The sequence below is a fragment of the Ligilactobacillus sp. LYQ135 genome, from assembly GCF_053711055.1.
This window is the reverse complement of record NZ_JBSJYT010000001.1, coordinates 207,856-231,229: the sequence shown is the minus strand read 5'-3', so window position 1 is coordinate 231,229 and position 23,374 is coordinate 207,856. Positions and strand designations below refer to the sequence as shown.

General features: G+C 32.4%; 17 protein-coding genes. 11 read left to right on the top strand and 6 right to left on the bottom strand.

Annotated elements, in window-relative coordinates:
- Positions 1-11: 11 nt before the first annotated feature.
- The 3 genes from ACWCL1_RS01055 (at position 12) to ACWCL1_RS01045 (ending at position 4,641) form a co-directional block, all read left to right on the top strand.
- A complete protein-coding gene (locus ACWCL1_RS01055) occupies positions 12-2,138 on the top strand; it encodes a cellulose biosynthesis cyclic di-GMP-binding regulatory protein BcsB (RefSeq protein WP_454545074.1) in 2,127 nt (708 codons plus the stop codon).
- Positions 2,139-3,038: a hypothetical protein gene (locus ACWCL1_RS01050; protein ID WP_454545073.1), complete on the top strand. Its 900-nt coding sequence runs from the start codon at positions 2,139-2,141 to the stop codon at positions 3,036-3,038. It abuts the gene before it with no gap.
- Positions 3,039-3,339: 301 nt separating this feature from the next.
- Entirely contained in the window at positions 3,340-4,641 is a 1,302-nt protein-coding gene (locus tag ACWCL1_RS01045; RefSeq protein WP_454545072.1) for a Na+/H+ antiporter NhaC family protein, read from the top strand.
- A 19-nt stretch (positions 4,642-4,660) separates the two neighbouring features.
- On the opposite strand, the gene ACWCL1_RS01040 is transcribed toward ACWCL1_RS01045, so the two are convergent.
- From ACWCL1_RS01040 to ACWCL1_RS01030, 3 genes are all read right to left on the bottom strand, one after another.
- Positions 4,661-5,698, bottom strand: coding sequence for a hypothetical protein (locus ACWCL1_RS01040; RefSeq protein WP_454545071.1), 1,038 nt, complete (start codon positions 5,696-5,698; stop codon positions 4,661-4,663).
- 18 nt (positions 5,699-5,716) lie between these two features.
- Entirely contained in the window at positions 5,717-6,730 is a 1,014-nt protein-coding gene (locus ACWCL1_RS01035) for a sugar transferase (protein ID WP_454545070.1), read from the bottom strand.
- 107 nt (positions 6,731-6,837) lie between these two features.
- A complete protein-coding gene (locus ACWCL1_RS01030) occupies positions 6,838-7,185 on the bottom strand; it encodes a YlbF family regulator (protein ID WP_454545069.1) in 348 nt (115 codons plus the stop codon).
- Between the two features lie 349 nt (positions 7,186-7,534).
- Between ACWCL1_RS01030 and tyrS the strand changes: the two genes are divergently transcribed.
- The 3 genes from tyrS to ACWCL1_RS01015 all read left to right on the top strand — a co-directional run bounded on the left by tyrS (position 7,535) and on the right by ACWCL1_RS01015 (position 12,657).
- A complete protein-coding gene (gene tyrS, locus ACWCL1_RS01025) occupies positions 7,535-8,788 on the top strand; it encodes a tyrosine--tRNA ligase (protein ID WP_454545068.1) in 1,254 nt (417 codons plus the stop codon).
- 299 nt (positions 8,789-9,087) lie between these two features.
- Positions 9,088-11,538, top strand: a complete 2,451-nt coding sequence (locus ACWCL1_RS01020) for a peptidoglycan amidohydrolase family protein (RefSeq protein ID WP_454545067.1) — start codon at positions 9,088-9,090, stop codon at positions 11,536-11,538.
- Positions 11,539-11,646: 108 nt separating this feature from the next.
- On the top strand, positions 11,647-12,657 hold the full coding sequence (locus tag ACWCL1_RS01015; protein WP_454545066.1) for a hypothetical protein: 1,011 nt from the start codon (positions 11,647-11,649) through the stop codon (positions 12,655-12,657).
- Positions 12,658-12,765: 108 nt separating this feature from the next.
- Here the strand turns inward: ACWCL1_RS01015 and ACWCL1_RS01010 are convergent, their stop codons facing one another.
- A complete protein-coding gene (locus ACWCL1_RS01010) occupies positions 12,766-15,738 on the bottom strand; it encodes a GH25 family lysozyme (protein ID WP_454545065.1) in 2,973 nt (990 codons plus the stop codon).
- Between the two features lie 283 nt (positions 15,739-16,021).
- Here ACWCL1_RS01010 and ACWCL1_RS01005 point away from each other — a divergent pair, with 283 nt between their 5' ends.
- The 3 genes from ACWCL1_RS01005 (at position 16,022) to ACWCL1_RS00995 (ending at position 20,510) form a co-directional block, all read left to right on the top strand.
- Positions 16,022-16,999 (top strand): glycosyltransferase family 2 protein, encoded by a 978-nt coding sequence (locus ACWCL1_RS01005; protein ID WP_454545064.1) that lies wholly within the window; start codon positions 16,022-16,024, stop codon positions 16,997-16,999.
- A gap of 202 nt (positions 17,000-17,201) precedes the next feature.
- Positions 17,202-18,905 (top strand): hypothetical protein, encoded by a 1,704-nt coding sequence (locus ACWCL1_RS01000; RefSeq protein WP_454545063.1) that lies wholly within the window; start codon positions 17,202-17,204, stop codon positions 18,903-18,905.
- A gap of 87 nt (positions 18,906-18,992) precedes the next feature.
- Positions 18,993-20,510 (top strand): hypothetical protein, encoded by a 1,518-nt coding sequence (locus tag ACWCL1_RS00995; protein WP_454545062.1) that lies wholly within the window; start codon positions 18,993-18,995, stop codon positions 20,508-20,510.
- 107 nt (positions 20,511-20,617) lie between these two features.
- Here the strand turns inward: ACWCL1_RS00995 and ACWCL1_RS00990 are convergent, their stop codons facing one another.
- Positions 20,618-21,505, bottom strand: coding sequence for an alpha/beta hydrolase (locus tag ACWCL1_RS00990; RefSeq protein ID WP_454545061.1), 888 nt, complete (start codon positions 21,503-21,505; stop codon positions 20,618-20,620).
- 254 nt (positions 21,506-21,759) lie between these two features.
- Here ACWCL1_RS00990 and ACWCL1_RS00985 point away from each other — a divergent pair, with 254 nt between their 5' ends.
- Together ACWCL1_RS00985 and ACWCL1_RS00980 are read left to right on the top strand one after the other, a co-directional pair.
- Positions 21,760-21,885, top strand: coding sequence for a hypothetical protein (locus ACWCL1_RS00985; protein ID WP_454545060.1), 126 nt, complete (start codon positions 21,760-21,762; stop codon positions 21,883-21,885).
- A 42-nt stretch (positions 21,886-21,927) separates the two neighbouring features.
- On the top strand, positions 21,928-22,128 hold the full coding sequence (locus ACWCL1_RS00980; RefSeq protein WP_454545059.1) for a hypothetical protein: 201 nt from the start codon (positions 21,928-21,930) through the stop codon (positions 22,126-22,128).
- Positions 22,129-22,393: 265 nt separating this feature from the next.
- Here ACWCL1_RS00980 and ACWCL1_RS00975 read toward each other — a convergent pair whose 3' ends face one another.
- The gene (locus ACWCL1_RS00975) at positions 22,394-23,272 is read right to left on the bottom strand and encodes a beta-1,6-N-acetylglucosaminyltransferase (RefSeq protein WP_454545058.1); all 879 of its coding nucleotides are present in this window, start codon (positions 23,270-23,272) and stop codon (positions 22,394-22,396) included.
- Positions 23,273-23,374 lie beyond the last annotated feature (102 nt).

Sequence of the window (23,374 nt, the reverse complement as noted above, 5' to 3'; positions counted from 1 at the left end):
GAGGGGTCACTATGAAGAAAGTTACAAAAGCTTTTTTTGCTACATTGACTACATTTTTACTGATGCCAGCTATTGTGAATGCGGCACCAGCAAGCCAGAATACTCAAACAACTTCATCACAAAGTAGTTCAGCAACTACCAATAATAATGGTAATCAAGAGAATGGAAATGCTACATTTGCATATTCTTTTGAAAACACTAATACAACATTAAGTGGTAAAAGTGTTAAGGCAACAATGTATTTTAATAAGGTTGATTATTGGAATGTAAAAAAAGCGACTTTTAATTTAGATTACATGATTTCACAATTAAGTAATGATCAAACTTCCAATATCACTCTTGAATTAAATGGAGTAAAGTTTTACTCATTTAAACCAGGAAATAATGGTAATCAACAAAGTATGACAGTTGATTTGCCCACGAATTTATTGCAAAACTCTAATACATTAACGGTTGAAGGACAAATTATTAATAAAGATCAAAATCAAGAACTTCCAGCTACTCCAGCTAATTGGTTGACAATTTATGATGGCAGTAATGTGAACTTCTCATATTCGATTAACCAACCAAATGATCAAATTAGTTCATTTTATAGTCATTTCACTGGAGAAGACACGGTTAAAAATGATCAAAGTGTGATTTTAGTACCTCAAAATCCGTCAAATGCAGAACTAACCACAGCAACATATGCACTAGCAGGAGCAAGTCGGGTGGTTTCTGGTGATAATAGTAAAATTGAATTGAATAGCTTGAAAAATAAATACTATGCAAGCCAACCATACCAAATTGTGATTGCAAAATATGGTAATTTGCCAAATGAATATAAGAAACAAATTAATGCAAGTGAAGTTAATAATAAAGATGCCTATATGCGCTTTTTTAATGGAAATAAGAAGAAAGTTTTAGTCGTAACTGCTAAAGATGATGATGCATTGATTAAAACTGGACAATACATTGCTAACCAAGAACTAATGCAACAAACTACAACTAACAGTAAAACAATTACTGAAAGCACCCAAACATTTAGTTCAATTAATCAAGATAATGTTAATTTTCCATTGATGAGTAACAGCACCAAGATGACTGGTGAAGGGCATCAAGAGCAAGTTTTCTTTGTAAACTTGCCATATGATCAAACTAATTCTAAGGGAAGTTATATTAATTTAAACTTCCGTTACTCAGATAACTTAGATTTCAAGACATCTTTAGTAACAGTTTATGTTAATGGGAAGCCAATCGGCAGTCAATCATTATCAAGTGCTAAAGCAGATGGGGATCATTTAAAAGTTAAGATTCCAAATAACACTGATTTAAACAATAACTGTACAGTCAAAGTAGCATTTGATTTAAATATGAAGAATAGTGATAGTAATAGTCAAACACCATGGGCATATATTGAAAGTAACTCAAATGCTTACATTGATTCTGCTGAAAAGACGGACTTACTTTTTAGCAACTATCCATCATGCTTCATTAGTGATAAGTCCTTTAATAACATTGCAGTACAAATTCCAAAGAAGATGAATGATGATTACTTTAAAGCATTGACAAATGTCTTTAGTTTAATTGGAAATTATGCTGAAAGTAATGTTGGTAGCATCACATTCTACAAGGAAGAAATGTCAGATTCAGAAATGAAGAATCATAACTTAATTGTAATTGGAGCTCCTCAAGATACTCCATTAATTAAGAAGTTAAATTCACACTTATTCTTTAAATTTAATAAGAACTTTACGCGCTTTGTTTCAAATGAAAAACTTAGCATTGAATCTGGTTATGGTAAGCAAATTGGGGCAGTTCAATTACTCTTTAATCCATATAATAAGAATAATGCAGCCTTAGTCGTTTCAGGGGCTTCTTCAAAAGATGTTCAAATTGCATCAAGCCAAATTGACACGCAAGCACATGCTTCCACCTTAAAAGGTGATGCTGCTGTAATTGATGATAATGGTCAACAATACACTTACCGCTTTAAGAAGAAAGTTAATAATGAACAAAAGATTTCAATTACTAAGCGGATTAAAGCCAACCCAATGTTTATGGCATATGTAATTATGGGAATTTTATTGATCGCAGTAGTCATTGCAATCATTATCTTGTTTGTACGGAAGAACTTTAATGGGAAGGAGCGCAGATAAATGAAAAAACAAAATGATAAGAAGGATGAACGGCGATATAATGCCACGATCACAACTGATTTAGCTTTACTTGCATTAGTTTTAGAAGTTGTTTTGATCATTTGTTTTGACATGTTTGCGCGTGATAATTTATTTGGGAATTTAGTTAGTAGCGTAATTTCCTTATTCTTATTAGCATTAACATATTTTGTTGGATTAATTCCAGCATTAGCAACTAACTTAGTGTTCATTTTCGTGGTAATTTTAGGAAGTTCATATGAATTTTTAACCTATGATCGCTTTAATACCGGAGCGTTTTTCTGGAGCGTAATGCCAACTCTTTTATGTATTAGTTTTTACTTTGTAACTAAGCAAATTCGTAAACTTGAGTCTGAAAATGCACAGTTGAAAACGCAAATGTTATCGATAAGTACGCTTGATGCGGAAACGAATTTACGTACAGTTTCAATTTTTAAAGATCACTTTGATGTTTTCTCAACTTTAGCACGTGATTATGATTTTCCACTATATCTTTATGTTTATCGCATTAAATATTGGAATGCAGTTAGTGGACTTTTATCTGGAAAAGAGCAACGGCGTTTGATGAGAATTGTGTCAGAAGTTATTGATGAAATTAAAACAGGACATGAATTCGTTTATAATATTGATCATATTCCGCCAACATGGGGAGTTTTATCAACGTTAAGTATGGATGGTAAACGAAAATTTCGTGATGAAGTTAAGGAAAGATTAGCAGAAAGACTTAAAGATGATAAAAAGTTAAGTTCAGTTGATATTGAATTAGAAGCATCGAAAGTTTTATACAATCCTAAAGAACATCCAACTGCAGCTACATTTTTAGAAGATGGAATTCACGAATTACAATATGATGTTTCAGTAGGAAGTGCGGATAATCGCTAAAAAACAAATTTATGAAATTAACTTGCAAGAAATATTTAAGCTTTCATTGCAAAGCTTTCACAGTTTTTTCATAGGTTAACTTTAATATAATAGACATAGTAATTCATAAATATTTTTTCTAGTTTCTATCCCTCTTGAGATTAGAAAAAAATGAAATTACAATCCTAAAATAATATCCTAAATATACTTCCTTTTCGCAAAGTCTGGTAGTAATGAACATGAACTCATTACTGACAGGCTTTGTTTTTTTGTGGCTTCAATTGCGGTATACTGGAATTATTATGATTTAGAAGGGTTACATATGGAACAACGAAATAAAGGCAGTTTTTGGGGATTAGTCCCTTTATTAACATTTTTAGTACTTTACATTATTACGGGGATAACAACGCAGAATTTCAATAATATGCCCTTAATGATTGGGATTTTTATTGCATCTGGCGTTGCGTTAATGATGCATAAAAAAGGTGAAATTGATAAAATCACTTTTGCTCAACGCGTCACTAAATATTGTGTTGGCGGTGGCGATGATGGTTTGATTTTAATGGTAATTGTTTTTTTGCTTGCAGGTGGCTTTTACGGTGTTTCTAAGGGAATGCATGCAGTTGATGCAGTGACAAATTTAGGATTGGATATTTTGCCAGTGAAATTAATTTTGCCAGGATTATTCATCATCGGTTGTATTATTAGTTTTGCAATGGGAACTTCAATGGGAACCGTGGCAGCATTAATGCCAATTGCAGTTTCACTTGCATTGAAAGTAAATGGCAACATGGCTTTATTTTGCGGTACGGTCATTGGAAGTGCTATGTTTGGAGATAATTTATCAATGATTTCAGCATCAGTAATTGCTGCAGTCCGAACGCAAGATGTTTCAATGATGCAAAAATTTAAAACAAATATCATGATGATTTTGCCGGCAGTGATAGCAACTTTGGTTCTTTTAACAATGCAACCTATTGGACAAGGAGCCCAATTAAGTGGCAGTCATCCATACAATGTTGTTAATTTATTACCTTACATTTTAGTTATTGTACTTTCGTTTACTGGGATGAATGTTATTTTAGTGCTAACGATTGGAATTTTAAGTGGAGTAACAATTGGAGTGTTACATGGCGATTTTTCATTAGTAAAGTCAATGACAGTAGTTCATAATGGGATGAAAAGCATGGAAGATATGGCTTTAATTGCGATTTTAGTAGGTGGTTTAGTTGCCTTAATGGATTATTTAGGTGGAATTGATTGGATTATCAATGTATTAACTAAAAGGATTAAAACGACTAAAGGTGGAGAATTTGCCATTGCAGCACTTGTTAGTTTACTTGATATCATTACAACCAATAACACAGTTTCAATTATTACTGCAGGACCATTAGCTAAAGATATTGGTGAACGTTTTGACATTGCGCCAGTGCGCATTGCAAGTGATCTTGTGACCTTTTCATGTGCATTTAATGGATTAATTCCGTATGGTGGTCAACTGCTTGTGGCTGCGGGGTTAGCAGGAATCTCACCAATGGCAATTGTGCCATATAGTTGGTATTGTTTATTAATGTTAGTTTCAGGTATTGGATATATTTTGCTAGTAAATGGTAAACAAAAATAAAGCGAAATTGTGATTTGAATCACAATTTCGCTTTATTTTTAATAGGAATTAATTCCGCTGCTTTTAATGCTTTTTTGGTGAAGTATCCTTGACGTAATTTTGAAGCTAGTTTTATTGTGTTTGTTTTCATGCGTTGATAATCTGTTTGTGAAAGTGATGCTAAAATGGAATCAAGTTGAGTCAAATCATCAACTACTAAACCAACATCATGTTTTTTGATAAAATCAGCCATTGCTGCTTGACTCCAGATGATTACTGGAATTCCAGAACTTAAGTATAAAGAAACCTTATGAGGATCATTATACATTTGATAATGGCCCATTTTACCACTACATTCATGCAAACTATCGCCATCCCATACTAAACCAAAACGTTGGTTTAAATGAAGAGGCAGTTCATCTGGTTTCATTTGACCTTTATACGTGAGATTAGCTGGGTAAGAATCACTTGGATTAGGTCCATAAAGTGTAAATTTAGTATGCAAAGCAGCCTTTGTTAAAAAACTTGATTTTGCTAAATTCCCAGCAAATACTACTGAATGATCAGTTGAAGTCTTAGATTTTAAAGTAGTATGACTTAAATAATCAAAAATTTCTAAATTAACCATTGGAACATTGACTTTATTTTGAAGTAACCATTTAGCCATTCTAGAATTATGCACAATTAATACATCAGCTTGATTAAATAACTTAATTTCACGTTTCAAATCTCTTTTGAATCCATAACGTAAAGCTGCAATATCATGAATAAAAAGGACGAAACGAGCGTGTGGATTATATTTTTTTAGTGCTTTAATGGCAATATTTGTGGTGAAATTACAATATGCAGCATACTGAAATACAATGGTGTCAACATCATTGTATTGAAACATTTTTTTAGTTTTTCCAGTTAAAAAGTGATTTAAAAATAATAACTTTTTAGTGATAGAAGGTGGATTGACCACATTTTTAATTGTATAGCCTAAAGTAGCTGCGAGTTGATTAATATCATTGCGTGCTTTAGGACCACCATAATTTTCTTGCGGCTCTGTGACCGTAACCATTACTTTTCCTATCATCGAAATTAGCTCCTTAAATTAAATTTCGACTTTATTTAAAGCCTCCAAAGTATACTGTCCAGTTCTTAATTTTTGTGAAATAAGGTGGACATTTTTTTTCATTTTAGCATAATCGTCTTCAGAAAGTTGGTTAATTGCTTCGTCTAAGTGAGCTAAGTCATCAATTACGATTCCAACGTTATGGTTAGTTACAAAATCAGCCATCGCTGCTTGTTTCCAAACGATTACAGGTAATCCGGCACTTAAGTAAAGTGAAACTTTATGTGGATTATTAAAGCGTTCATAATTACCTAGTTTACCACTGCATTCATGAATACTATCGCCATCCCATACTAATCCAAAACTTTGATCTAAATATTTAGCTAGTTCATCAGGTTTTTTAATACCTTTATAGGTAATATTAGTAGGATAGTTTTCAAGTGGTTTTGGTCCAAATAAATCAACGGGAGTATTGATAGCGAGTTTACTTAAAAAAGTAGATTTTGCTAAGTTACCTGCAAAAACCACGTGTTTATTAAACTCATTATCATTTTCAGCTTGATTTGTTAAATAATCGAAAATTTCAAGAGTAATCATCGGAACTGAAATCCCATGTTCGCCAAGCCACGTTTTCATTTTGTCATTATGTACAATCAATCCATCAGCAGCATTAAAAAGTTTAAATTCACGTTGCCAATCTTTATCTAGTTGAGAACGTAGATATGAGACATCGTGAATCAATAAATAAATTGGAGTAGAACGATTGTATTTTCTAAATTGACGCAATGAAATATCTGTAGTGAAATTAAAATAACCTGCATACTGGAAGATAATTAAATCTGCATTAGTTTGGTAAGTTGATTTTAACGCACCAGTATATGATTTAGCTAAAAATTTTAATTTATCAACATGTGAACGAGGGTTAGTTAAAATTAATTGCTTAAATCCAGCCCCTTGAGAAATTTTAATAATATCATCTTTGGCTTTTGAACCAGCATTAGTACTATTAATTGTACTTTCGCTGATTGTTGCCATAATTTTTTCCTTTTCCATAAAATTAACCTCGAAATAATAATATCAGAATCAATATTACTATAATCAGATTAAAAAAGGAACAGTCAACCAAGACTGTTCCGAATTAAATATCAAAAATCAATGGATTATTTCTTTTCGTAAATATCATTGATTGGTTTTAAAATAATTGAGTTGATGTCATTTAATAATTGGTTTAATGATTGTTCTGCCTTCATTAAATTAGTGATGGCATCCATGTTACCCATTTTTTGAGCAAGTTCTTGAAGATGTTTCATATCTTCTTCGTTAGGTTGTTCTCCACTCATTTGAGCATTTTGTAATTTACTTTGAAGACCAGTAAATTTTTCGTACATGTCAAATGCAACTGCATCACTTTTCAATGCAGCAAAGGCATTTTGAACTGCCATGAATTCTTGAGTTTGTGGTAATTCATTTGCCACTTGATTTACTGAATCATAAATGTTTACAGCCATGATAAAAGCCTCCTTTAACTTTATAAATTAATTTTATCATATTTGCTGTTGGGGCAAAATTAATAGCCGAATAATTGACCATTCTGGTAAATCATGGTTTAATTAAAAGCGAAATAAAATGCATCGGAAAACATAGTAGGTCTCATCCAACGGTCAAGGAAGTTAGCGGTTGCTGGAAGCTAATCCGCGGTGAAGATTGAATTACACTTTCATAAAGTGATGCAAACGAAACTAGCGTTATCTAGTTAAAGGCTTTATGCGAAGTTGGGTGGTACCACGAGAAATTCGTCCCTGGAATTTTATTCCAGGGACTTTTTGTTTAGATGCAACAAGATTAGGAGGAATCACAATGGACATCTTAGAAGACTTAAAATGGCGTGGCGCAATCAACCAAGAAACTGATGAAGAAGGTTTGCGTGAATTATTAAAAGAAAAGAAGATTTCTTTATACTGTGGAACAGATCCGACTGGAGATAGTTTGCACATTGGACACTTAATTCCATTTATTGTGTTGAAACGGTTTGAATTAGCCGGCTACCATCCATATATTTTAATTGGTGGTGGAACAGGTTCAATTGGTGATCCAAGTGGTCGTAAGACTGAACGGCAATTACAAACAATGGAACAAGTTCAACATAACGTGAAAAGTTTAACCGAACAAGTTACCCGCTTGTTTGGTGGAAGTGGTCATATTTCATTTGTAAATAACTATGACTGGCTATCAAAAATTAATTTATTAGACTTTTTACGTGATTATGGGAAAGAATTTGGTGTGAACACGATGATCAAAAAAGATATCGTGGCTAGTCGGTTAGAAAACGGAATTTCCTTTACTGAATTCACATATCAAATTTTACAATCAGTGGACTTCTTACACTTGTACAAAGAAAATGACATTCAATTACAAGTCGGTGGTGCCGATCAATGGGGCAACATAACAGCTGGTGTTGACTTGATTCATAAAAAAGAAGGGCAAGATGCAAAAGTATATGGATTAACAATCCCATTGATGCTTAAGGCCGATGGAACAAAGTTTGGTAAAACAGCTGGAGGAGCAATTTGGTTAGATGCCAAGAAGACTTCACCATATGAATTTTACCAATTCTGGTTAAATCAAGATGATCGTGATGTAGTTAAATACTTGAAGTACTTCACATTTTTAAGTCACGAAGAAATTGAAGAGTTAGCTCAAAAAGTAGAAACTCAACCAGAAAAACGTGAAGCTCAACGTGCATTAGCGCGTGCAGTTACTGAATTTGTACATGGCAAAGAAGCAATGGAAGAAGCTGAAAAAATTTCACAAATTTTATTTAGCGGAGATATTAAAGAATTAACTGCAAGCCAAGTTAAACAAGTTTTCGGGAAAATGCCTTCTGTGGAAGTTTCAAATGAAAAAGCTAACATTGTAATTTGGTTAGTTGATAATGGAATTGAACCTTCAAGACGCCAAGCACGTGAAGATGTTAAAAATGGAGCAATCTATGTCAATGGAGAACGGATTCGTGACTTAGATTATGAATTAGATCCAACAACTGCATTTGATGGTAAATATGTTGTTATTCGACGTGGCAAGAAAAAATACTTCTTGGCAAAGGTTAAATAAGTCTATATTCAGTTAAGAATTATTAAAAAAATAAATATAATTATTTTAAAGATCATTACTGCTTTTATTACAAGATCTATTTATTTAAAAATGGATTTAGCAAGATATAAATGCAGGTAATGGTCTTTTTTTGCGATTATATCAACTATATCAATATATATAAATAGAATTAAAATAGATTTATTTAGTAAAATAAAACGTTTTCGCAAAGCTTTTTTGTAATCGGATAGTAAAATAATTTTTTTAAGGCATATGTTATACTTACAAGGTAAAAAATAGGAAGGGATTAGATTAATCGAATGTTTGACAAAAAAACACGTTATAAAATGTATAAAAGCGGCAAAAACTGGGTATTTGGCGCAATTACAACGGCAACATGTTTACTTGGTTTAAGTTTGGGAACAACTGTACATGCAGATGATGTGAATTTAAGTTCAACAAGTTCATCATCTTCAAATGTATCTTCAAGTGTAAGCGAAAATTCTAGTTCTCAAAGTACCGCAGTTACATTGAAAAGCTCTCAAGTAAGCTCATCAGCTGTAAGTGAAGTTTCTTCAAGTGAAACAACTACTACTTCAAGCACATCAAAAGAATCATCAAGTGTTTCTAATGCTAACTCAAGTAGTACAGTTTCATCATCTTCTTCATCAACAGTTGATTCTAGTGCTTCAAGCCAAACGAATGATTCAACCAAAACTTCAGCTCAAGATGATGTAAAGGAAGCTCAAAGTTCATCTCCATCAGCAATTCAATCTTCAAAAGCAGAAGATGAAACGAAGACTTCAGTTTCTTCATCAACCTCAAGTACTACTCCTACTGAATCATCAAGTAGTACAGCATCAAAAAACGAAATAACTGAAAGCTCATCTTCAAAAGTAAGCAGTTCATCATCTTCTTCAAGTGATAAAATTACAGCGGTAAATGAAAAAGCTGTATCAGAAAAATCAGCAGATTCAATTGCATCAAATCCAGATGTAGTTCAAGTATATGAAAATGGTTACTGGTATTTACGTGAAAATGGACAAAACTTAACTGGTTTCCAAGAAATTGAATCTGAAGATAAGATTGTTTACTATAATGATTTAGGTCAAATGGTATATGGCCAACAAAAAATTGACAATAACTGGTATTACTTTGATAAAGTTACTGGTGCGATGCAATTTGGCTATCAATGGTTAGAAGAACAACAAAAAACAGTTTACTATGATCCTAATAAAGGAAACATGGTATATGGTCAACAAAAAATTAATGGTCACTGGCAATACTTTGACACTGTAACGGGTGCCCAAGCTAAAAATAAATGGGTTTACCTTGAAGATGACCAAAAAAATGTTTTCTATGATGCTAATGGAAACATGGTATATGGTCAAGTTAAGATGGGAAATAACTGGAAATACTTTGACGAAGTCACTGGTGCCCAAGCAATTAATAAGTATGTTTATATTAAGGACCAAAACAAGACATGTTACTATAACAGCAATGGTGACATGGTATACGGTCAACAAAGACTTAATGGTCACTGGCAATACTTTGATACTGTAACTGGTGCTCAAGCAAAGAATAAGTGGGTTTACATTAAAGACCAAGATAAGACATGTTACTATGATGCTGATGGAAACATGGTTTATGGTCAACAATGCATCAATGGTCACTGGCAATACTTTGATCCCGTAACTGGTGCTCAAGCTAAAAACAAGTGGGTTTACATTAAAGACCAAGATAAGACATGTTACTATGACAACAACGGAAATATGGTCTATGGTCAAAAATGTATCAATGGTCACTGGCAATACTTTGACAAAGTTACCGGTGCTCAAGCTAAAAATAAATATGTTTGGATTGATGAAGAAAAGAAGACATGCTATTACGATAACTATGGAAATATGGTATACGGTCAACAAAGACTTAATGGCCACTGGCAATTCTTCGATCCCGTAACTGGTAAGCAAGCTAAGTATGCCTTTATTTGGATTCCAGATCAAAAGAAAACATGTTACTACGATTCTGAAGGAAATATGGTATATGGTCAACAAAAAATTGGTGGAAACTGGTACTTATTTGACAAAGTAACAGGTGCACGCTTGACTGGATGGCAAAACTTAAGTTCATATGGACAAAATAAGACATGTTACTACAACTCAGATGGTACAATGCACTATGGTTGGTTAGTGACAGATCGTTATAACTATTACTTTGATACAGTAACGGGTGCTCAAATTAAGAATACAACGCGTACAATCAATGGCAAGAGTTATAAATTTGATGCTCAAGGACATTGTGTTGACTTTAACCAACGCGTAATTAATTGGTTTGAAGATCGTAAAGGTAAAATCACATATTCAATGTCTGGTTCACGAAATGGGGCTGATGGAACAGCCGATTGTTCAGGTTCAATGGTTCAAGCAATCCGTGATGCTGGTGCTGGTTCATACGCATACTTATACAATACTGATAGTATGCATGGTTATTTACAATCTAATGGTTACTATTTAGTAACTGAAAATGGTAGCTATACTCCACAACGTGGTGATGTGATTATCTGGGGGAAACGTGGTCAAAGTTCAGGTTCAGCAGGACATACACTTGTAATTACACAAGGTGGAAGTAATGCACAATGTATCTCAACTTGCTACTATACTCAAGGTCAAACTGGAACAGCTATTCAAGAATTTGGTTATCAATGGTACTGGCAAGTATCAGGGAAACCATACTTCTATGTATACCGTCAATCAGACCAATTTAGAAATTAATATATTAAAAGAGGCTTGGGCCTCTTTTTTGTTTAAATTGTAATAATAAAACTTCAGTGTCATTTTTGATATAATATTTCCAGTAAAAATATTCGGGAAGTTTATGATATGAGTAAATATATAATCACAGGTTTAGATTTAAGTAAAAATAATGCAGGTCCTAAAGCTCGGACTGATATTAATTATTATTTGCGTCAAATGGGATATCAAGACTTACAATCATTTGATTTTAGTCATTCATTTTTACATCTAAGAAAGCAAAAAATGATTTGGAATGATATTCCTCAAGCTTTAAAAAAATTGCGTGGGAAAGATGCAACCGTTATTTTTCAATACCCAATTTATTCAAAAGTATGCATGCGACGCTTATTAAAGCTAACACAAAAAAATATTGCCCATTTTTATGTTATTGTTCATGATTTAGAGTCATTACGCATTTTTAAGGATCGATATGGTTTTCAAAAATTTGAAGTTGATTTTTTTAATGGAACGAACGGAATTATTGTACATAATGATCATATGAAAAGAGCATTGATTCAAATGGGAGTTAAAGTACCAATCATCTCATTAGAAATTTTTGATTACTACACCGCAGTACCTTTAAATAGACAGCGAGATAATCATCAAGGAATTGCTTTTGCGGGGAATTTAGTCAAGGCAGCATTTCTTGATAAATGGGATTTAAAGCAGTCAATTAATTTATATGGTCCACATAAACATCTACATTATCCACAAAATGTAAATTATAAGGGAACTTTTTCACCAGAAGAATTACCACTACATTTAAAAGAAAGTTTTGGATTAGTATGGGATGGTAATCGATTAGATGAATGTAATGGGATGTATGGTGAATATTTAAAATATAATAATCCTCATAAAACTTCTTTGTATTTGAGCTCAGGAATTCCAGTAATTGTTTGGAAACAATCAGCAATGAGTGAATTTGTAAGTAAATATAATGTAGGGTTAAGCGTTAATGATTTACATGAACTAGAAACGATTTTACCGAGTTTATCAGATGAAAAATATGCTCAAATGCAACAAAATGCTGTATCAATGGCACAAAAATTACGTGCAGGATATTTCATAAAAAAGGCAGTGGCACAATTAACAACATAAGAAAGGATTAAATAAGTGGCTGATTAAAGTCACTTATTTTTTATCGTTATTTAAGCAAAAGAAAAAGGTACTAATAGAGAAAGCTTAGCTCTATTAGTACCTTTTTAATTATTTACCACTAGTTGCGGTGTCTTCATTATTTTCGGTAACTACATTTCCATTTTCATCAAAGGTATATTTTTTACCATCGATTGTTAATGTTGTGTTAGTTGCTTTAGCACCAGTAACTGGATCGAAGTAATACTTTTTGCCATCAATTTCTTGCCAACCATAAAGCATGTTACCATTTTCATCATAGTAAACTTCTTTATTTTGATCGGCAATCCATACAAATTGCCCTTTAACTTGTGCTCCTGTAGATGGATCAAAGTATTGCCAATGACCATTAATGCATTGCTGGCCATAAGCCATATTTCCGTTTTTGTCATAATAGTAAGTTTTACCTTGATCTTCAATATATTTATTTTTAGCTTGAGCCCCCGTTACGGGATCAAAGTATTGCCAGTGGCCATTGATCTTTTGTTGGCCATAAACCATGTTCCCATCAGCATCATAGTAACAAGTTTTATTTTGATCCTTAATGTAAACATACTGATCTTTAGCTTGGGCACCAGTGACAGTGTCAAAGTATTGCCAGTGGCCATTGATCTTTTGTTGGCCATATACCATGTCACCATTGCTATTATAGTAGCAAGTTTTGTTTTGATCCTTAATATAAACATATTTATTAATTGCTTGAGCACCTGTTACAGGATCAAAGTACTTCCAATTATTTCCCATCTTAACTTGGCCGTAAACCATGTTTCCATTACCATCATAGAAAACATTTTTTTGTTCATCTTCAAGATAAACCCATTGATTTTTAGCCTGAGCCCCCGTTACGGGATCAAAGTATTGCCAGTGACCATTGATGCATTGTTGACCATATACCATGTTTCCATTGTTGTCATAGTAACAAGTTTTATTTTTGTTTTTGATGTAAACATATTTGTTTTTAGCTTGGGCACCAGTGACAGTGTCAAAGTATTGCCAGTGACCATTAATATTTTGTTCACCGTAAACCATGTCACCATTGCTATTGTAGTAACAAGTCTTGTTTTGATCTTTAATGTAAACATATTTATTAATTGCTTGGGCACCCGTTACAGGATCAAAGTACTTCCAATTATTTCCCATCTTAACTTGGCCGTAAACCATGTTTCCATTACCATCATAGAAAACATTTTTTTGTTCATCTTTGATGTAAACCCATTGATTTTTAGCCTGAGCCCCCGTTACGGGATCAAAGTATTGCCAGTGACCGTTGATGCATTGTTGACTATATACCATGTTTCCATTGTTATCATAATAACAAGTCTTATTTTGATCTTTAATGTAAACATATTTGTTTTTAGCTTGGGCACCAGTGACAGTGTCAAAGTATTGCCAGTGACCATTGATACATTGTTGGCCATATACCATATAACCATTTGCATCGTAATAGCAAGTTTTGTTTTGATCGGCAATCCAGACATATTGATTTTTGACAGCTTTGCCATCCTTATAATATTGCCAATGTCCGTCAATATATTTTTGACCATTGAGTGGATCAGAGGCTTTAGCAAAAATATTAGGATTATAGCAGTAACTTAAATCTAAAGCATAATCAATTCCTGGACAATGTCCATTATCACTAAACTGCCATGCACCGTATTGTTGGTTCCAATAACTTGTTGGTGAATATGGATATTGTGCCATCCAGATTTTATCTTTTGAAATTGTTGATAAAATTTGAGGATATTGGTTGGCATAAGAAACAAATGTATATAGTACTTGATTAGTGTAACCCTTCTTTGCAAGCTCATTCCAAAAGGCTTTCAAAGATTCAGCTACTTGACTATTTTTAGTGTAATCAGATTCTAAGTCGCAAATCACAGCAGTATCTTTTGATACTCCTAATTGTTGAAGGACGCTTACCCAGTAATCAGCTTCTTGTACAGCTTGAGCAGGGTTAGCAAATCCAGCGTAGTGATAAACAGCGACATTTAAACCAGCTGCTTGAGCATTAGCAATTTGTTGTTTAGCATATGGATTGATGTAATTACTGTATTGTGAAGTTTTAATAATTACGTTCTTAATTCCATATTTTTTTAATGTCTTAAATTGTTCAACCGTAATATTTGGTTGCCAGCTTGAAATATCAATTGTATCAGCTTTTACATAACCTTGATTTTTACTAATATCAATATAAGCTGTTCCGGATGAAAATGTTGTCATTTCAAGCGGAGCAGCTTGAGTTGACTTTTCATCTGTATTGGTTGAATTAGTAACGGCATCATCTTTTATGTTTGAAATGGTTGCATTGTTATTATCTTTTAAATCAGATTGATTATTTAATTCAATGCTACCATCAATTTCACCAACTTGAGGAGTTTCACTTGAACTTTCCGCGCTGCTTGATGAAGTACTACCCATACTTGAATTTGAAGTTGAGCTTGATTGCATACTACTTTCTTCCGGACGACTAGTACTTGAGCTTGACGATACCATTGAAGATGATTCTTTGGCATCATTTTGACTTTGACTTGAAGAATCAACTGTAGTTTCACTTGAACTTTGTTTTTTTGAGCTACTTGTAGTTTCATGTGAAACATTTGAAGTTGCTTGACTCGCTGTTGAGGATTGAGTACTTGCTTGTTTTGATTCTTCAATGGATGATTCTTGTTTACTTGAAGCAGTTTGACTTGAACTGGAAGCCACACTATTTTGATTTGAAGAAACTGCTTGTTTTGTACTTACTTGTGAACTTGAAATAGTCGCCTTACTTGATTGAGAACTCAATGGTTCACTTGTACTGATTGTTGATGAAAGTGAAGTGTTACTTGAGCTACTTGATGATTGTAAAGTTACTTGTGAAGATTGAAGACTTTGAGATGATGAGTCAGCTTGTTGTACTTGTTGACTTGCTGAACTTACATCTGAGCTAACAGTATCTGCTGCAGCATTGGTAGTTGCTCCGGCGGTTAATCCAAAAAACACAATTGGAGCAAAGACCCAACTTTTACCTGCCTTATACATCTTAAATCTCTTTTTTTGTTCCATTATTGTATCCCTTCTAAAAAATGATTCATTTTCTATTGTAACGAAGAAAAGTACTGATGTTTACAGGTTTAATCTAATCTTTGCATTACTTTAAAGTTTTTTTTAATCGATTCGCATTTGAAGGGGAGAACTTTTAATTTTAGCAAAGGGTATTTTCAATCATGGAACAATATATTAGATATTTAATGAGTAATGTTAAAAAAGCATCAAATTCATTTACTTATAGGCATTAAATATATTAAACTTATTTATTAGATATTGTAGTTTTAGGAGCAGTTTTTAGATGAAAAAAGATAATTTTTTAACAATTGTTGTTCCTTGCTTTAATGAAGAAGAGGTTTTGCCAGAAACGGTTAAAGAACTTGGTGGTGTCCTAGTTTCAATGATTGATGATGGCAAGATCGATCCACAAAGTAAAATTCTTTTTGTTGATGATGGTAGCAAGGATAAGACATGGAAATTAATCCAAAAATTTGAAAAGGAGCATGATTACATAACGGGGATCAAATTTAGTAAAAACTTTGGTCACCAAAATGCATTGATTGCGGGGATGACAACTGCAGTTGAATATTCTGACATGATCGTAACAATTGATGCAGACTTGCAAGATGATATTTATGCAATTCCTAAAATGGTTGATAAGTATCACAATGGTTATGATGTGGTTTATGGTGTACGCAATAATCGCGATACTGATACACCATTTAAACGTAAAACTGCAATGATGTTTTATGGTTTAATGCAAAAATTAGGAGTCAATATGGTACCAAATTCCGCTGATTTTCGCTTAATGAGTAAGCGAGCAACTGTGAATTTATTAAACTTTAAAGAAGAAAATCTGTTCTTACGTGGAATGGTTCCACTAGTTGGTTTTCCTTCAACTAAAGTTTACTATGCAAGAAAAGAACGGTTTGCAGGCGAATCTAAATATCCATTGAAGAAAATGCTTAAATTTGCTGCAGATGGAATTACTTCATTTTCAACTACTCCAATTCGCTTGATTATGCTTTTAGGATTCATTATTGTCGGCATTAGCATTGTATTAGTACTTTATTCAATTATTCGTAAATTAACTGGGCATACAATTGTTGGTTGGAGTTCATTAATGATTTCAATTTGGCTTTTAGGTGGAATTCAATTAATTTGTATCAGTGTAATTGGTGAATACATTGGAAAAATCTTCACTGAAGTTAAACATCGTCCACGCTTTATTATTGAAGAAGATGATTATACTCCAGTTGTTCGAAATGAAGAAAAATAAAAATGATTTTTGGCAAGATTCAGTTTTAAGGAGACTGGATCTTGCCATTTTTTTATGAGTTTTTAAGATGATTTTTTGAACAAAATTAATTTATGTTACAATTAAAGTTGTTTTGTAATCTATGACGATGAACTGATTTAATCGGTTTTAGAAATTACATTTAATATAACTAAAGCACTTACTTAATTGGGAGAAGGATTAAATGGAGCGGACTAAAAGAAAATTAAATTATAATTTAATAATTGTAGATTTGCTTATTTTAGCGATTTTGGGAGGAATTTTCATTTATCCGTTTGCAAGTCGGTATACCATTTTTAATGGTGATGATTTGCAATTCCATATTCAACGAATATATGAAATGATTCAAAATATTAAACATGGGAATCTTTTTCCGAAAATCTTTACATATTCATATTTTAAAATTGGGGAACCTTATGGAATATTTTATCCTCAAGTTACATTATTACCATTTGCACTGATTGGACAGTGGATAAATTTAGTAAATGCTTTTTATGGAGGAGTTTATTTTTATACTCTTATAGGAATGGGATTAATGTACTTTGTGAGTTATAAGTTGTTCCGTAACCGCTTTGCATCACTAATTAGTGCAAGCGTATGGGCTTTTGCAAATTGTCGCACTTATAACTTATATGCGCGCATGGATGTAGGCGAGTTTATTGTAATGTCATTTGTACCTTTAGTAATTTATGGTTTTTACCAAATTATTAAGGGAAAATATCAAGATTGGCCATACTTGGCAATTGGTGTTGCTTTAATTTTTATGACGCACGTTTTAAGTTCTGTAACTATTGTGACATTTCTGGTACTTACATATATTGTGACATTGTGTTGGACAAATCATCGTTTTAAAAAGTTTAAAACCTTTGCGCTTTCAGCAGTTTTGGCACTCATGGCGGCGTCAATTACACTTTTTCCATTAATTCAACAAAAACATTCATTAGGCGAAATTGGAATAATTAAATCAATGTGCTATGGAGATTCATTAAGTCAGATCATTGATAGTTCATTGAATAATTCATTTGTATCGGTTCATGCTGGTGGAGTTTATGCAATTGGATTGATGGCATTGATCATTTTGATTTTAGGGTTAATTAATTTCAAGAGATTAACTTCTTTAAATCGATATTTAGAAATTTTAGGAATATTAACTCTTATTATGAGTTCTTCGGCTTTTCCATGGAAAACATTATCTGATATTATGCCACAAATTGATGTAATTCAATTTCCAATGCGTTTTTTATTAATTACAACTAGTGTGGTTCCATTTATTGCCGCAGAATTATATGTTAAATTTAGTCAAAAAATTAATCATACTGAAGTTCAACAATGGGTGGGGTTGGCAATAACTATTCTATTAATTTTGTTAAGTTGGATGAAAGTAAATCAAATTCCAACGACTAAATTTGCACGCAGTTATGTTGTCGAAAGTAATTTGCCAACAAATTTTGATCAACAGGCTAAAACAGCAGCATTGTGTGATTATTTACTCCCTGCAGCTCAAAAGAATATCACTGAAATCACTAAACACGTGGCACTTGTGGATGAGCATAAAGTCAAATTAAATCCCCAATCTAAGCCTAATGAATTGATTTTTAAAGTAAAACAAAATAGTCAAAAATTAGATTTGCCAGTTCTTTATAATGAAAATTTAAAGGCTTTTGTGGCAGGAAAACAGATTCCAGTGGAAAAATCTAAACGTGGTACAGTGCTATTAAAAAATGTAGGAAAAGGAACTGTAGGTGTTAAATATCAAACTGGAATTTCGTCAATATTAATTTCAATATTAAGTATTCTTAGTTGGATCATTTTAGTTGGATTAGTTTGCTTTAAGTCCGCTTTTAAACAGTTATTTAAATTTTTACATCTAGATAACTTTATTGATTAACTATGGTATATAATATTAGAAGTGCGAAATTTTTTATATTGTGAAATAACTGATGATTTTATTTGAGGAAAGGAGTGTTTATAACATATGAAATCATATAATAAAAGCTTGGATTATATGATTAATATATTTTATATACCACTCATAATAATTGGAATTTTAGGCGCAATTAATGAACTCTTTTTAGGAATATTAAATGTTGGTCACTTAGGAATGTTATTAATTGATGTACTAGTTTTAATTGGTATCATTGGATTTTTTTCGAGAAAAAAGTTAAAAACAATTGCTTGGAAACCAATTAAAGGTGCCAAAATATTAAAAGTAATCTTAATAGTTGCACTGATATTATGGCAAGGATATATTGTTTTGACGTGTTCAGGAATCAGCATGTGGGATCCTGGAATTTTGGCTTTAACGGCAACAGAAAATTTTAAACAAGTATGGGTTAATACATATCAATATTTTTCTAATTATAGTAATACTGTTCCGTTACTATTACTAGAACATAATGTTTGGTTATTTTTAGGAAAACCAGAGTTTAAAGATTTTATAGTAGCAATGGGAATGCTAAACATTGTGTTAGTAGATGTAGCCATTTTATGTATTAATATTTTTACAAAAAAAGTTGTTAATTCAAAAATTGTAAAAAACGTTTCCGTCTCTGCTAGTATCATTTTCATGGGAATAACTCCATGGATTTGTATTATCTATACTGATGTTATTGCCTTTTTCTTATCGGCATTAGAATTATTATTGCTTGCTTTATGGAAAGGAAAGTCAGTTAAAACAAGATGTGTAATCAGTGTATTAGGTGGAGTGATTGCAGTAGCTGACTTACTCATCAAACCTTCCTTGATTATATTTTATATTGCATTAGCAATTATTATCATTTTTAATTTAAACAAAATAAGTTGGAAACATCTGATTGCATACATTGTATCATTTGGTTTATCCTTTGTTTTGATTTGGGGCACATATAATAATTTTCAAGCTAAACATCAAACTTTAGTTAAAATTGATAAAAAAATGGCAATGCCAATGTCTCATTTTGCTGCAATGGGAATTCAAGGAAATGGTGGCTATTCGCTTGATGATGTTAACTTTGCAAATTCAATTAAAAATCCTCAAAAAAGAAATCAAAAGGAACTTCAACTGTGGAAAAAACGGTTTGATAAAATGGGAGTTTTAGGATATGAACGTTTCTTGATAAAAAAACAATCTACAAACTTGAGTTCAGGTTCATTTGCTTGGGGACATGAAGGAATTTTCTTAATTCCTTTTAAGAAGGATGCTAAAACTCAAAGCCAATTACCACGTCAATTATATGTTCAAAAAGACAATGTGGCTCACTGGTATAATCCTAATTTGTTAGTCTTTATTCAATTCATTTGGTGTATTGGATTAATTTTGATGTTATGTGCAGCCTTTGAAAAGAATGTTATTACAGAGTTAATGAAATTAACAGTGCTTGGATTTATGCTATTCCTCTTGATTTTTGAAAGTGGACGTAGTCGATATTTAATTCAGTTCTTGCCATTTATGTTAGTTTTGATGGGAATTGGATTTAATAAGGTATATTGTAAATTGAAAAGGACTAAAAATTAAATTCGTTTTGGTACTAATAGATATTTTTCTATTAGTACCTTTTTATTTTATTTAAAAAATCAGAAGATGAAATGCACTTCATCTTCTGATTTAAATCATTGTCATGTTTAGTTAATATATTTGCGGTAAAAGGCAATTTCATCGACATTACATTGTTCAGCGATAGGATCGCGTTGGTTCAAATGGAAAACATGTTCTAGTGGATGCTTTTCATCACCATAGATATGAAATTCATGATTAATATTTTTAGCCATTAAATAACCATCTAAACGAACTGCACTATCATGCAAAAAGTCATGGTTGGCAGTCATAATGAAAATTGGCGGTAAATTTGTTGTCATGAATTTTTCTGTTTCTAATCTTTCGCGATCATTGCGCATAATTTCAGGAGTAAAATACGCAGAGGTTGGTCCTTCAATCATATGTGGCAATGTAATGAAGTAAGCACCACAATTTAATGTCGCTGCTTTAACATTAACTGCGGGAAGTGAATAACCAAACTGTTCGCGATAATGTGCATTAAATAAAATGGTTAAGTATTGTTCTGCCATTTGCCCACCAGCACTGTCTCCGGAAAGAAAAACATTTTCCGTATCTAAATCATACTGAGATCCATTTGCTTCAAGCCAATGAAAAACTTGATCAACACAATCAAGTTGAGTAGGGAAATGCACATCAGGTGCAAGTGGATAATTAAAATTAATGAAACCAAATCCACGCTTGGCTAAGTTCAAACCATAAAATTGATAAGTTTCTTTAGTACCATAACACCAGCCACCGCCATGGATGTGGACAATAATAGGCACTTTTTTAGTTCGATTTTTAGGTAAATAAACGTCTAGTAAATTCCATTTACGATCAGGACCATAACTTAAATCATCAAAACGTTCAACTTCTGGAATTTTATCAGGTAAACCAGCATCTCGACGCTCGTCGCTTGTCTTACAAAGTTCACGCATCTGAATTACTTGTTTTTGGATGGCTTCACTAACCATACGATGGCCTCCTTATAAATGAATTCATCATTATGATATCGCTATCATCCGGTTGATTCAACAAGATACTTAATTTTGTTTGACAACTAGGGTAGTATATTATTCTGTCAATAAGTCAAAATTAGATTGAGGAAAAACTATGAAATAATATTTAGTAATTGATATTGGTGGAACCCATGTAAAACTTGCATTGATGGGTGTAAAAGGAACGATTTTAAAAAGAGCAAAAGTAGATTCAAAAAGTGAAAATTTAATTGACTTCATGCAAAAAAATTAAGGCTGTATGTGATACTTACCAAGATGAGTTTGAAGGAATTGCAAATAGCGCAGTCTTGATTTTAGGAACAGGTATCGATGGTGGAATTATCATCAATGGGTAACTTTTACGTGGAAGTCATTTTCAAGCAGGCGAAGTGAGTTTTATGAAAGCAAATGTCACAAAGCATGATTGGCATGGAATGTATGGAAGTGCAGCTTCTGCAGTTGAGTTGATTGAAGAAATTAACAACTCAAACATCAAACTGAATTTACTGATGGTAAAAAAGCATTTGAATATATTAATGCTCATGATCCTCAAGTTTGGCCAGTTTTTGAAAAATATTGTTATTAGGTGGCATGCTTAATTTTAAACATCCAAATAGTAGTTGACTTAGAAAAATATGCAATATTAGTACTCAGCCGATTGTGATTGAAACTATTAAAAAACTACTTGATAAAGATGAAATGCTCAAAAATACATTAACATCGCCACAAATTATGACCACTGAATTTAAAAACGATGCTAATTTGTATGGTGCATTGTATTCATTAATTCAATTAAAAAAGAGGCTGTTTATTTACAGTCTCTTTTTATGCTGCGCTTGTTTTAAACGTTTTTGTTACACCTTGTTAATTTTGATAATATCGATTTAATTTTTGAATTAGGTTTTCAGAATATTGTGGATCAAATTTACGAGCAAATTGAGCTTCATGATCAGCAATGATAGCATCGTAATCACTATCATCTAATACTGCTGGGAAACTATCATGTTGTTTTTTCCACTTAACAAAGCGATGAAAATCGCCAGTAACCCGTTTTTTAAAGTGAGGTTCATTGCAAAGAATGGTTTGTACCCAAAATTCATCTGAAAAACATCCAGTTTCAAGCATTTTAACAAAATTAGGATGACTATCCATATATTGAAGACAATATTCAACGGCGTCACGTGGTAAATCACACCAGTTAGCACCATGATAAATGGTTTCATCAATTCCTAAGCGTTTAAATTTATTAACACGGAAGAAACGTTGACCATATAATAATGCCCGGTGATAAAATTTACCAAAAATTGTTCGGCGATTAACAGTGTCATAATTAAAGTAATATTTTTGCCACCATAAAGTAGTTTCACCAGCTAATTTTTTCTTACTAGCTTTAGCGAAACGACAGTAAATTTGATCGTTATTTTTATAAAATTCATATAAATCATCAAGATTCATGACGGGCCAATCTTGACCGGAAATTAAGTGTACATATGTAATTTGGGGATTTTGCATTGCAAGGCGCATTAATCTACGAGCAGCTTCACCAATGCTCCAACTGCCCCAATGAACATCAATTTCTTGGATATAGTTGATCTTATTTTGATCTAACCATTTGGTTTGAGAAGTATTTAACTTCATTTTTTTATCAAAATGAATATAAATTTCAAACTTGCGTTGCAACATTTTTGATAAAGCAGCAACATGATCGAAATTCTTATGTGCGAGAATTAAAACAGCCTGCATATACTTTCCTCTTATTCTTTTTAATGTTAGTGCTAAAATGAACACTCATTTTAAAGATACCATATGTAAAAACTATTTTTCAATTAACGTGAGGAAAAGATA